General features: G+C 69.8%; 11 protein-coding genes and 3 pseudogenes. 6 read left to right on the top strand and 8 right to left on the bottom strand.

The annotated features are described in order from the left end of the window. Positions 1-67 precede the first annotated feature (67 nt). The 5 genes from ispG to STROP_RS06780 form a co-directional block, all read right to left on the bottom strand. Complete coding sequence (gene ispG, locus STROP_RS06800) at positions 68-1240, bottom strand: flavodoxin-dependent (E)-4-hydroxy-3-methylbut-2-enyl-diphosphate synthase (protein ID WP_011905251.1); 1173 nt, start codon at positions 1238-1240, stop codon at positions 68-70. Between the two features lie 9 nt (positions 1241-1249). Continuing rightward, positions 1250-2500, bottom strand: coding sequence for a M50 family metallopeptidase (locus STROP_RS06795; RefSeq protein WP_011905250.1), 1251 nt, complete (start codon positions 2498-2500; stop codon positions 1250-1252). After that, on the bottom strand, positions 2500-3711 hold the full coding sequence (dxr, locus tag STROP_RS06790) for a 1-deoxy-D-xylulose-5-phosphate reductoisomerase (protein WP_011905249.1): 1212 nt from the start codon (positions 3709-3711) through the stop codon (positions 2500-2502). The genes STROP_RS06795 and dxr overlap by 1 nt, the downstream gene beginning before the upstream one ends. Positions 3712-3810: 99 nt before the next feature. Then, positions 3811-4014: a DUF397 domain-containing protein gene (locus STROP_RS06785; RefSeq protein ID WP_018833329.1), complete on the bottom strand. Its 204-nt coding sequence runs from the start codon at positions 4012-4014 to the stop codon at positions 3811-3813. Between the two features lie 4 nt (positions 4015-4018). Next, a complete protein-coding gene (locus STROP_RS06780) occupies positions 4019-4900 on the bottom strand; it encodes a helix-turn-helix domain-containing protein (RefSeq protein WP_011905248.1) in 882 nt (293 codons plus the stop codon). A gap of 248 nt (positions 4901-5148) precedes the next feature. On the opposite strand from STROP_RS06780, the pseudogene STROP_RS26120 reads away from it, so the two are divergent. Further along, positions 5149-5447 (top strand): annotated as a pseudogene (locus STROP_RS26120) (DivIVA domain-containing protein). Between the two features lie 5 nt (positions 5448-5452). After that, positions 5453-5795, top strand: a pseudogene (locus STROP_RS25585) (hypothetical protein). Positions 5796-5978: 183 nt separating this feature from the next. Here the strand turns inward: STROP_RS25585 and STROP_RS06770 are convergent. Then, complete coding sequence (locus STROP_RS06770; RefSeq protein ID WP_043535249.1) at positions 5979-6947, bottom strand: helix-turn-helix transcriptional regulator; 969 nt, start codon at positions 6945-6947, stop codon at positions 5979-5981. Positions 6948-7010: 63 nt separating this feature from the next. On the opposite strand from STROP_RS06770, the gene STROP_RS06765 reads away from it, so the two are divergent. Then, positions 7011-7397, top strand: coding sequence for a VOC family protein (locus STROP_RS06765; RefSeq protein WP_011905245.1), 387 nt, complete (start codon positions 7011-7013; stop codon positions 7395-7397). 111 nt (positions 7398-7508) lie between these two features. On the opposite strand, the gene STROP_RS06760 is transcribed toward STROP_RS06765, so the two are convergent. After that, complete coding sequence (locus STROP_RS06760) at positions 7509-8210, bottom strand: carbon-nitrogen hydrolase family protein (RefSeq protein WP_011905244.1); 702 nt, start codon at positions 8208-8210, stop codon at positions 7509-7511. Between the two features lie 60 nt (positions 8211-8270). Next, complete coding sequence (locus tag STROP_RS06755) at positions 8271-9002, bottom strand: Clp protease N-terminal domain-containing protein (protein WP_011905243.1); 732 nt, start codon at positions 9000-9002, stop codon at positions 8271-8273. 142 nt (positions 9003-9144) lie between these two features. Between STROP_RS06755 and STROP_RS06750 the strand changes: the two genes are divergently transcribed. From STROP_RS06750 to STROP_RS06740, 3 genes and pseudogenes are all read left to right on the top strand, one after another. Continuing rightward, a complete protein-coding gene (locus STROP_RS06750) occupies positions 9145-9669 on the top strand; it encodes a PadR family transcriptional regulator (protein WP_026275403.1) in 525 nt (174 codons plus the stop codon). Beyond that, on the top strand, positions 9666-10394 hold the full coding sequence (locus tag STROP_RS06745) for an ABC transporter ATP-binding protein (RefSeq protein WP_011905241.1): 729 nt from the start codon (positions 9666-9668) through the stop codon (positions 10392-10394). The genes STROP_RS06750 and STROP_RS06745 overlap by 4 nt, the downstream gene beginning before the upstream one ends. Continuing rightward, positions 10391-12608, top strand: a pseudogene (locus STROP_RS06740) (FtsX-like permease family protein). The gene STROP_RS06745 and the pseudogene STROP_RS06740 overlap by 4 nt, the downstream one beginning before the upstream one ends. Positions 12609-12735 lie beyond the last annotated feature (127 nt).

Below are 12735 nucleotides of genomic sequence, written 5' to 3'. Positions count from 1 at the left end.
GCCAGATCAGCGGAGCTAGCGTTGGCCGACCGGCCTACTCGGCGACCCCGTCGGGGAACGGGGGCGGTCAGTGCACGGTCACGGTGGCGCCGCCGGCCAGGCTCCGCAGCTCCTCGGGGAGCTCGGCACCCATCTCCTCGGCGAGGCGGAGCGCCTCCTCGATGAGGGTCTCCACGATCTGACCCTCCGGGACGGTCTTGATGACCTGGCCCTTGACGAAGATCTGGCCCTTGCCGTTGCCGGAGGCCACCCCCAGGTCGGCCTCCCGCGCCTCACCGGGGCCGTTGACGACGCAGCCCATCACGGCGACCCGCAGCGGCACCGGTAGCCCCTCCAGGCCGGCGGTGACCTCCTCGGCGAGCTTGTACACGTCGACCTGGGCCCGGCCGCAGGACGGGCAGGAGACGATCTCCAGACCGCGCTCGCGCAGGCCGAGCGACTCCAGGATCGCGGCGCCGACCTTGATCTCTTCTACCGGCGGAGCGGAGAGCGACACCCGGATGGTGTCCCCGATCCCCTCGGCGAGCAGCGCGCCGAAGGCCACCGACGACTTGATGGTGCCCTGGAACGCCGGCCCGGCCTCGGTGACCCCGAGGTGCAGCGGGTAGTCGCACGCCTCGGCGAGCTGCCGGTAGGCCCGGACCATCACCACCGGGTCGTTGTGCTTCACCGAGATCTTGATGTCCCGGAAGCCGTGCTCCTCGAAGAGCGAGCACTCCCACAGCGCCGACTCGACCAGCGCCTCCGCGGTCGCCTTGCCGTGCTTGGCCAGCAGTCGCTTGTCCAGCGAGCCCGCGTTCACGCCGATCCGGATCGGTACGCCCGCGTCACCGGCTGCCTTCGCGATCTCCTTGACCTTGTCGTCGAACTGCCGGATGTTGCCCGGGTTCACCCGTACCGCCGCGCAGCCGGCCTCGATCGCGGCGAAGACGTACCGGGGCTGGAAGTGGATGTCGGCGATCACCGGGAGCTGCGACTTGCGGGCGATCGCCGGCAACGCCGCGACATCGTCCTGGCTCGGTACGGCGACCCGAACGATCTGGCAGCCGGCGGCGGTCAGCTCGGCGATCTGCTGGAGCGTGGCGTTCACGTCGGCGGTGAGCGTGGTGGTCATCGACTGCACCGACACCGGCGCGCCCCCACCGACCGGCACCGAACCGACCATGATCTGACGGCTCGCGCGACGGGGCGCGAGCGGCGGCGGCGGTACGGCGGGGATACCGAGACTGACAGCGGTCACTTCAGGCACTCACCTTGTGAAGAGCGTGATCGGGTTGACGACGTCCGCGGTGATGGTCAGCAGCGTGAACGCGCCGCCGATCAGGATCACCGCGTACGTGACGGGCATCAGCTTGAGATAGTCGACCCGGCCGGGGTCGGGGCGGCGCAGCCGGGTGTAGACCCAGGAGCGGGCCCGTTCGAACCAGGCGATGGCGATGTGGCCGCCGTCCAGCGGCAGCAGCGGCAGCAGGTTGAACACGCCGATGAAGAAGTTCAGCGAGACGAAGAGCATGAAGAAGAGCAGCCAGGCGTCGTTCTCCACCGCCTCGCCACCGATCCGGCTCGCGCCGACCACGCTGATCGGGGTGTCCACGTCCCGCTCGCCACCGGTGATCGCCGTCCAGAGCGCGGGGACCTTCTGCGGGATCCGCTTCATCGCCTCGTACGTGTTCACCGCCATGGTGCCGGTGAACTCGGCGGTGCCGCCGATGGCGCCGATCGGACCGTACTCGATCCGGGCGGGGGTGCTGGGGATGAGCCCGACGCCGAGCGCGGCGACCGGCCCGACGGTGCCCTCCGGGTCGTCCAGCGGCGGGCGCTGGGTCTGCCCGAGCGTCACGGTCGTGCTGCCCGGCTGGTCGTCCCGCAGGTACTCGACCTGCGCCGGCTGCCCCGGCTGCTGGGCGCGCAGGGCGACGAGCAGGTCGCCGTAGCTGGCGACGGAGGTGCCGTTGACCGCGGTGATCTGGTCGCCGTCGCGCAACTCGCCCTGCGCGGCCGGGCTGGCCGGGTCGGCGTCGGTGCAGGCGCGGGCCTCGTTCTCCGGGACCACGCAGCTGGCGAGCTGGATGACCGCCGGTTCCTCCCGGACCTGCGCCAGGGTGCTCGGGAAGTTCGGGTTGGGCAGACCGGCGGAGATCGCGATGATCCAGAGCGCGATCAGGGCCAGCGCGAAGTGCGCGATTGAGCCGGCGGACATCACGATCGTCCGCTTCCAGACCGGGAACCGCCACATCGCCCGCGGCTGGTCGGCCGGGTCGACATCGTCGTCCTGCGGGGTCATCCCGACGATCTTGCAGAAGCCGCCGAGCGGGATGCCCTTGAGGCCGTACTCCGTCTCGCCCCGCCTGAACGACCAGAGGGTCGGGCCGAAACCGACGAAGTAGCGGGTCACCTTCATGCCGAAGGCCTTCGCCGTCAGCAGGTGCCCCGCTTCGTGCAGACTCACCGAGATCAGGATGGCGAGGGCGAAGAGCGTCACCCCGAGCAGGTAGGCCATCAAGCTCCTTCCACTGACTTCTCGATGATTGTCTGCGCGTGCCCGCGCGCCCACGACTCGGCCGCGAGCACGTCCTCGACGGTACCTGGTTCGCCGAAATCAGGAGCCTCGGCCAGCACTTGCTCCACGGTGTCGACGATGCCGAGGAACGGCAGCCGCCCGGCGACGAACGCCGCGACGCACTCCTCGTTGGCCGCGTTGTAGATCGCCGGCCGGCAGCACCCGGCCTCGCCGGCCGCCTTGGCGAGGGCGACCGCCGGGAACGCCGCGTCATCCAGCGGCGCGAACTCCCAGGCATGGCTGGTCGTCCAGTCGACGGCGGGGGCGGCGTCGGCGACCCGGTCCGGCCAGCCGAGGCCGAGCGCGATCGGCAGCCGCATGTCCGGCGGACTGGCCTGGGCGATGGTGGAACCGTCGACGAACTCGACCATCGAGTGGATCACCGAGGTCGGGTGGACCAGCACGGTGATGTCCGCGTACGGCACGTCAAACAGCTCGTGCGCCTCGATCACCTCCAGCGCCTTGTTGACCATCGTGGCGCAGTTGATCGTGACGACCGGCCCCATGTTCCAGGTCGGGTGGGCAAGCGCCTGCTCCGGTGTGACCTGGGTCAACTCGCCGCGTCGCCGCCCCCGGAACGGGCCGCCGCTGGCGGTGACGAGCAGCCGGCGCACCTCGGCGCGGGACCCGGAGCGCAGGCACTGGGCGAGCGCGGTGTGCTCGGAGTCGACCGGGACGATCTGCCCGGGCCGGGTCACCGCGGCCCGCACCAGGGGGCCACCGGCGACCAGCGACTCCTTGTTGGCCAGGGCGAGGGTACGCCCGGCGCGCAGCGCGGCCAGGGTCGGCGCGAGCCCGAGCGAGCCGACCACCCCGTTGAGGACCACGTCGCTGCGCCACCGGGCCAGCTCGGTCATCGCGTCCGGCCCGGCGAAAATCTTCGGCAGCCGGACCTCGCCCCGGGCCCAGCCACGACGGCTCGCCTCCGCGTAGAAGGCGAGCTGGAGATCCTGCGCGGCGGAGGCCCGCGCCACACCGACCGCCTCCACGCCGAGCTCCAGGGCCTGCGCGGCGAGCAACCCGACGTTGCCGCCGCCAGCACCGAGCGCCACCACCCGGAACCGGTCCGGGTTACGGCGCACGATGTCGATGGCCTGGGTGCCGATCGAGCCGGTGGAGCCGAGCAGGACGACATCACGGGGAGAAGTCACCCCGCTATTGTTCCCCAGCCGATTCGGCGCCCGCCGGGAGCCTCAGCCGACACGCCGCAGGCCGATGCCGGCCGCGCGCCGGCACCGGCCAACAGCAGCTCAGAGCTGGTGGTCGCGCTCCCCAGCCGGGACAGCGGCGACGAACCGGGTCCAGGCCGCCGGGTCGAAGCTCAGCGCCGGCCCCGGCCGGTCCTTGCTGTCCCGTACGCCGACAACGCCGTCCCGCGCGCCGACGGCGGCGCCGAACGCCGCTACCTCGACGCAGTCACCCTCGCCACCGGACCGGGACGACTTACGCCACACCCCGTCACGCCTCATCGGTCATCTCCCTCGCAATCGCCATGATCAACTCACGGGACTCGTCAACGCCCAACGCTCGCTCGCTGAGTGAGCGCCAGGCGTCCTCGTAGGTCTGGATCTCGTGGGCCTTGTCAAGGTAGACCGCCCCACACGGCCCATCCATATAGATGGTGGTCGGCTCCGGCTCCCGCACGTCGGTCGGGAACTCCAGCGTGGTGAAGGTGCCCACCTGCGCCCAGCGGAACACCCCGGCGCTCAGCGGCAGCACCCGGAGACCGACGTTGTGCCGTTGCCCGGCGACGTGCAGCGCCTCGAGTTGACGCACCATCGCCGACCGGTCGCGCAGGGGTCGCCGCAGCACCGCCTCGTTCAGGACCACCTCAAGCTGAGGCGCCCGGGGGATCGCCCGGACCAACAGCCGCTGCCGGTGCAGGCGAACCTCCACCTTCGCCCGACGTTCGCCCTCACTGAGCTGCGGATGGTCGGTGGCGATCACCTCGGTCATGTACTCCACCGTCTGCAACAGGCCGGGAACCAGGTCTACCTCGTACTTCCGGATCCGGGTCGCGGCGGCCTCCAGGCCGACGTAGAGCTTGAACCAGTCCTTGATCGCCGAGCTGTAGCTGTGCCACCAGCCGTGCGCCTTGGTCTCCCGGGCCAGTGCCCGCATCGTCTCGATCGTCTCCTGGGTCGTGCCATAGACCCGACACATCGCCTCCACATCGTTGGGGTGCATGGGGACTTGACCGGTCTCGTACCGCCAGATCCGGGGTGCCGACCACTCCAGTTCCTTCGCGGCGGCCGACACCGTGACATAGGCGTTTTCTCGAAGCTCTCTCAGATACCTACCGAGTTGCCTACGCGGAACGGTGCTCCCCGAGTCATCCACGCCATCTCCTTTTCTGTCGTCGCGTTAGGCACCTCATCCCTTGGTCCGCATCCTCCCGCGAGACATTGCATCAATCCAGGGCTGCAATGAACCTTGCCTGAGACCGGCCACAAATCGGCTCCGGTCCGTTGGTCCAGACACCTCCCCCACCTCATCCGGGCGCCCACCCCGGCGCCGATATCAGCCACAAGGAGCGCCATGACCGCCATCGACACCATTTCGGCAACACACCCACCGGCGGCCTGCCGGTGATCTACCTGAGCAGGACCGGCTGCACGCGTACCAGCTCCGGAGCGCCACTTTCGACGCCTGTCGACGGGGCCTCGACCCGAAACAGCTGCACGACTATCTGAGCCGGGTCGGTGACGAGATCGACCGCCTGCACCGCGACCTGACCACCGCGAACATCGAGGCAGAGCGCATCCGTCAGGCCCTGCGCCAGGGGCAGTCCCGGCACACCGACTGCGGCTACCACCACACCAACGCACCCGACGTCGTCGACGTCGACAACGCGCACCGCGCCTCCGGCGTGGACACCAACAGGTAGCGCCGATGGCCCCACCGCGCTGGATCCTCCATGTGCCGACGACACTCACCGACCAGGACGAGGCGATCACCCTGGCACGGCACTCCGCGACTCACTCGCGCACGTCGTCGTCACCGTCACCGTCATCGACTTCGGCGACACCTCCGTGAGCGAGGAGGACCGACAGTCTCTGCGTACCCGGATCTGGTGCGACGCCCGAATCGACGGAGCGGGCCGCTGCCGCCGTCGCAGCGACCATGCCAAGCCGGGTAGTAGCGCCGGAAACGAACCAAAAGGACGCGCGACAGCAACATAATCGACAATGTCCACGGATCACACGCCTCGGCCCCTCCTGAGGAGCACACCTGAACACCATGCCACCGGGAGGACTCTTGGACTAAACGGGCAAAATCACGTGGCTCGGATAGCCAACCGGAAACACTGTGTACACAAGAGACTGAATTGCTATTTGTTTCACGATGGTTAATGTGCACGATACGAGTGCCACACGACCTTTTCCTCCGGCCCCTCGCACACCACCGCTGACCACGATCAGCTCGGGAGTTGGCCGCCCCCGTTGACCTCGAACAACTCCCGCATACGGCGCAGGAGAGCCACCCGTACCGCGCGCGGAGTCAGCACCTGCAGGGAAGTGCCCAGGCTGAGCAGGTACGCGGCGAGCCGGTCCGGGTCGGGTCCGCCGATCTCCACAACAGTGGCATCGGGGCCGTCCGGGGCATGGGTACCGACCGTCGCGGGAACCAGCCGCAGCGCCTGATCCTGAGGCAACGGAAGGCGAACCGTGGCATAGATCGGGTAGGCGCCGCCCGCGATGCCACGGGAGACCAGCAGCACCGGGTCGGGCGGGTCCACGAGTTTCGCCGCGTGCCCGGTCGACCGGACCTGCTCCACCCGGTCGGCCCGGAACGTACGCCACTCACCCCGCGCCACGTCCTGGCCGACGAGGTACCAGCGACGCCCCGCCCGCACGAGGCGGTACGGGTCAACATCCCGGACCGTGCCCCTGTCCCGTCGGTCCCGGTACGACAGGCGAACACGTTCGCCGCGTCGGCACACAGTGGCCAGTTCCAGTAGCATGCCGGGCGCGATCTGTCGCTCCTGGGACCGGGGGGTGTGCACGAACGCGGCGTCCATCTCACCCAGCCGGTCCGCGATTCGCGGCGGTAGGACCTGCCGCAACTTCAGCAGCGCAGACAGCGCGGCCTGATCACTGCCGAGAACGCCACTGAGGGCGGCCTCGCGCAGCCCGACAGCCACGGCGAGCGACTCCTCGTCATCGAGGACCAGTGGTGGAACCCGGGTGCCGACGCTGAGGCGGTAGCCACCCCACGGCCCGGGGTCGGACTCGACACCGTAGCCGAGTTCCCGCAGCCGGGCGATGTCCCGACGGACCGTGCGATCGGTGACCTCCATCCGCTCGGCCAACTCGGCACAGGTCCACGACGGCCGTGCGGACAGCAGCGCGGCCAGACGCAGGAGGCGGACGGAAGTGCTGATCACGCCTTGAAGCTTCCCGCACGACCAGGACCGAAGCCGTCCTGGTCGCGGCATAACGTCTCCGCCATGAGCACCGAAGCCACACCAACACCCGCGACCCGCTACGTGGCCGTCACCTTCGACTGCCCGGACCCATACGAGTTGGCACGCTTCTACGGGGCCGCCCTCGATCTGCCGGTCGCCTATTCCACCGACGACTTCGTCCTGCTCGGCCGGAACGGCGCACCCGGTCTGGGCTTCAGCCGGCTGGCCGAATACCAACGTCCCACCTGGCCGGACCCGACCCAGGAGAAGCGGGCCCACATCGAATTGGGTGTCGACGACCTGGACGCCACCCAGGCCCGACTACTCGCCCTCGGCGCCACCGAGCCCCCGGCCCAACCGCAACCGGACCGATGGCGAGTGCTGCTGGACCCCGCCGGCCACCCGTTCTGCATCAACACCGGAGTCTGAGCAGGTCGGCCAACCGCACCACCGCCCACCAGCAGGGATTCGCCAGCCGTCAGCTGGCCGCTCCGCCGCGTCGGTGCATCGCACCTGGTCACCGTCCCGGCGGTGACCGCGTCAGCGCACGCTCCGGGCGAGGGTCGCACGGGCGACCTCGTCGGGGGCGACGCCTGCCTCGGCGACCAGTTCCCCGGCAGCGGACCAGATGCCCGAACGGCCGGACGTGCGGGCAAAGCCGCCACCGGTCGGCCCCGCGAAGGCTGCCACGGCCACCCAGACACCGTGGTCGGCGGCGACCCGACGGGCCCGCTCGCCGTGAACGTCGACCTCGTCATCGGCGTGGACCACGCCCGCCACATAACCGTCAATCCCCAGCGCGACCGTCTTGGCGGCATGCTCGGGAACGCCGGTGTCGCGGCAGACGGCAAGGCCCAGCCGCCACCCGTCCACGTCGATCACCGTGGGTTCGCCGGGGACGAAACGATCAATCTCCACGCCGTGCAGGTGGACCTTCCGGTAGGCCACCCACGCACCATCCCCGTCCACTGCCAGCACACCGATGCTCGGTCCGGGCACCGGGGCGCCGACCAGCGCAAGCGCCCCGGTCTCAGCGCAGGCCGCGACAATGGGCGCCAGCCGTTCATCGTCGGGAGCGACCGGCAGCGCGTCCAGTTCGTAGCCGGTCAGCGACATCTCGGGGAACACCACCACCCGCGCGTCCGCCGCCCGGACAGCCACCGCATGAGCTGCCGCGTTGACCGCCACGTCGTACGCGACGCACCGGGGCTGTGCCACCGCGATGCTCAGCCGCTGCTCCATATCCCGCCTCCCTCGACTGCCACGCCTACCCCTGTCCGGGCTATGCAGCTCTCCGGCTACTCAGCTCTTCTTTCGGGTGAGCGCGGCGAGTGCACCTTGGAGCGCGGCCTCCACCCCTTCCTTCTCGAGGCCGAGGCCGGTGAGCACGCCGTCGCCGTCCTCGGCCTCGAGGAGGGCGAGCAGAATGTGCTCGGTCCCGATGTAATTGTGGCCGAGTCGAAGCCCCTCCCGAAAGGTGAGCTCCAGGACCTTCTTGCCCCGTGCATCGTACGGGATCAGGTCCGGGACCTGCTCGACGCGTGGCGGTAGGGTCGCCGCGACCGCGTCTGCCAGGCGGTCCAGGGACACCCCTCGCGCCGTGATCAGTTGAGGGGCGAGCGCGTCCGGGTCGACCAGCAGGCCCAACGCCAGGTGCACCGGACCGATCTCGACGTTTCCAGCGGCCCGCGCCTCCTCCTGGGAGGCGATGACGACGTTGCGGGCCCGGGTGGTGAACCGGCTGAAGCCGGCATCGGATTCCAGCGCCGCGGCGCTCGCCACCTTCGCCGCCGAGCGCTTCTGGGCGGCCTGCTTACTGACGCCCATGCTGCGGCCGATCTCGGTCCACGAGGCGCCCGAGCGTCGGGCCTGGTCAACGAAGTGCCCGATCAGATGGTCAGCCACCTCGCCGAGGTGGTCCCCGGCAAGGACCGCGTCGGCGAGTTGGTCCAGTGCATTGGTGTGCGCCTGCTTGATGTGGTCGATCAGCTCGTCGAGGCGTACCGGGTGGGTCATCATCAATGGTTCAGCCATGCGTCAACCTTAAGTTGACGCATGGCCTGCGTCAACCGGAAGTTGACGCTCGAGCGACATCTCCGCCGAACTCCACTCTCGACAACCTCACCAACCACAGTAGATTGTGTGTGTAGATGCCGAGTGTATAGAGTCCCGGGGCGTGGACAACACGACGACGCTGCTCGGCCTCCTCGGCACCGGCGCGAGCTACGGCTACGACCTGAAAAACAGATATGACCGCTGGTTCGGGCTGAAGAAGCCGCTGGCGTTCGGGCAGGTGTACACGACCCTGACCCGGCTGATGCGCAACGGTTGGATCGTCGCGGTCGGCGCGGAGGCCGGTGCCGGCCCGGATCGCAAGCGCTACGGGATCACCCCCGCGGGTCGCACCCGGGTCCTGGAATGGATCTTCACCCCCGAGGTGCCGTCAGAAACCCTGCAGAGCGACCTCTTCGCCAAGACGATCATCGCGCTGCTCCTCGGGGACGACGCGGGCCGGCTGCTGGACCTACAGCGCACCCGGCACATGGCACGCATGCGGGAGCTGACCAACGAGAAGCGGGGAGCGGGCCTCGCCGTCGTCCTCGCCTGCGACCACGCCCTGTTCCACATCGAGGCGGACCTGCGCTGGATCGACCTGACCGTGGCCCGCCTGTCCCAGCTACGAGCCGAGGTAAAGAAGTGAACGGGGTCGAGACCATCAGTACGTCGGCGCGAGCCCCCGAAGACGGGTCAGCACCCCTGCTGCGGGCGCGGGGGCTACGGCTCGCGTTCGGGCTGACCGAAGCCCTGCGTGGCATCGACCTGGACTGCCACGCCGGAGAGATCATCGCGGTGACCGGCCCCTCCGGGTCGGGTAAGTCCACCCTCCTGCACGTACTCGCCGGCGTCCTGGTCCCGGATGAGGGCACCGTCGACTACGACACTGTTCGCCTCAGCGAACTCGACGAGGCGGGCCGGTCTCGGCTACGCCTGGGCACGTTCGGGTTCGTCTTCCAATACGGTCAACTCCTGCCGGACCTGTCCGCGGTAGACAACGTGACGATCCCCCTCCTGCTGGCCGGCGTCCGGCGTCGCGAAGCCCTACGCCGGTCGGACAGCTGGCTCGACCGGCTCGGCCTGGCTGAGTGCTCCCGAAAGCTGCCGGCACAGCTCTCCGGCGGGCAGGCGCAGCGGGTCGCCGTCGCCCGAGCCCTGGCCGCCCAGCCGACCGTGCTCTTCGCCGACGAGCCGACCGGATCGCTGGACTCACTCGCCGCCGAGACCGTCATGCTCGCCCTCACCGAAGCGGCGAGAGATGCCAACACCGCCGTCATACTCACCACCCACGACCCACGTACGGCCGCCTTCGCCGACTGGGAAGTCGTCGTCCGCGATGGACAGACCACGGTCGGGGGAGCGGACGGATGAGGCTGTTCACCCTGACGAGACTCGTCACGGCAGAGGGCCGCGGGGCATCCGGGCGGCTGATCGGCATGGCCGGCGGCATCGCGGTCGGCGTCGCACTGCTGCTGTTGCTCCTTGGTGCCTACGGTGGAGTCACCTCTCGCACCGAACGCGCCACCTGGATGGCCCTGGGCGATGGAGTGGCGACCGAGGTCCGCGACCTCACCGCCACCGCGCCAACCGACGAGACCGTGCTGGCAGCGACCACCCTCGACCACTTCGACGGCAAAACGATCACCAGGGTCGACATCGCCGCGACGCCGGACTCGACCGTGGTGGTGCCCGGCGTCGGGCGGCCACCGGCCGCCGGCACCTATCACGCCTCCCCCGCGTTGATCGCCCTCATCGAGGCGAACCCCACCGACATCCTCGGCTCCCGGTACGGCACCCCGGCCGGCGTCATCGACGACGCTGGCCTGGCGAGCCCGGACTCACTGGTTGTCGTGACCGGGGTGACGACCGGGAGCCTCAATGCGTCGACGTTCAGTGTGGCGGGGGGCATTCTCCACGGAGGGGTCTGGTCGGTTACCGAGTTCCGCGGTACCGCCTATCCAAGCACCAACTACCGCACCATCACGATCATCGGCGCCATCGCGACGCTACTCCCCGTCCTGATCCTGGTCGGCATCGTCACCCGCCTCGGCGCGGCCACCCGTGCCGAACGTTTCGCCGCCCTACGCCTCATCGGCGCCACCCCCCGCCGGGTCGCCGCCATCGCCGCCACCGAGACCGGGGTGACCAGCCTCGTCGGCGCCCTGGCCGGAACGGCGCTGGCGTGGCTGCTCATCCCGGCTGCCGCCCTGGTCGAGCTGGACGACGGCCGGTTCTTCCGCGCCGACCTGACCGTGCCGTCGAGCACCGTGCTCGTCGTGCTCGCGGGTGTGGTGGCCGGCTCCACCACCGTCGCCGGGTGGCGCACCAGCCGCGCCAGAATCGGGCCCCTCGGTGGCAGCCGCGAGCGATCCCGAACGCCGCCCCAGTACCCTCCGCGTGGTGCCGCTCGTCGTCGGCGTCGTACTGGTACTGGGCACCACCATCGCCGCCCTGCTCCACACACCACTCACCCATGCCGACAGGATCCTCATCGCGGGCTTCATCCTGATCGCGGTCGGGCTGATCGCCGCCGGGCCGGTGCTCACCTACCGGATCGCCCAGATCGCGGCCCGCGGTGCCCGCGGCACCGCCGGGGTGATCGCGATGAACCGCATCCGCCAGCACCCCCGGGCCACCTTCCGCGCGGTCAGCGGCCTGGTCGCCGCCGTCTTCCTGGTGTCGGTCTTCTCCGCCGCGATCACCACCGCCATCAGCGATTCGCCATCCGCCCAAGGCTCCGAGCAGCTCTCCTCCTCCATACTGGTCGCCGGCCTCGACTCACCGCCGCAGGCCGATGCCACCACAGCGGCGTCCCACCGCACCGCGCTCACCGCCGCGGCTTCCCAGATCGCCCACACCGCCGGAGTCACCGCGACCGCGATCGGCTCCTACTACCCCGACGAGGGAGTTGGCTTCACCGCCTCGGACGCCGCCCGCGTCGGCCTGCCCACCCCCGACGGCACCAGCCACCTCCAGGTCACCGGCACCTTCTTCAGCGGCGGCCCGCTAGCCATCCGCCCGGCGACCGCACCGGGTCCCACACCAGCGATCCTGGTCGTCTCGACCGACGGCACGACGCACTCGGTCGAACGCGCCCGCACCGCCATCCTCGGCAGCGAGTTGCGCCTGTCGTCACCGCCCACGACCCGTGTCGACCACGAGGGCTCCCGCGTGGAAGCCTGGGCCACGCGCTACGCCAATCTCGCCCACCTGGGCATCCTCGTGGCCACCCTGATCTCCGCGGTCTCCCTCGCCGTCTCCAGCATCGCCGCCATCCTCGACCGCAAACGCGTCCTGGGCCTGCTCCGCCTGATGGGAATGCCCGCATCGACCGTACGCCGCGTCATCATCGCCGAAGCCGCCCTGCCGCTCGCCACGGTCTTCGCACTCTGCGTCGGGCTGGGAATCCTCACCGCCTGGTGCATCGTCGCCGGCCTCACCGAAGGCCGACGAACGATCACCTGGCCGCCCCCGTCCTACTACCTGGTCCTCGCCACAAGCCTCACGCTCGCCGCGACGGCGGTGCTCGCCACCTTCCGTACGGCGCGCACGAACACCACCATCGAGGCAACGCGGATCGAATGAACCCAGACCGGGAGATCAGCCACCGCGCGACCTAGCCAAATCATCGACACATGGGCATAGACTGACGAATACCGTCCGGCTAGCCTGAGGCCGAGCGGCGGAACAACGTCCACTTCTGCGAGGTGAC

It is taken from the genome of Salinispora tropica CNB-440, from assembly GCF_000016425.1.
GTDB lineage: Bacteria > Actinomycetota > Actinomycetes > Mycobacteriales > Micromonosporaceae > Micromonospora > Micromonospora tropica.
Note: the sequence above shows the minus strand (reverse complement) of the source record. Positions and strands in the feature narration are given on the sequence as shown.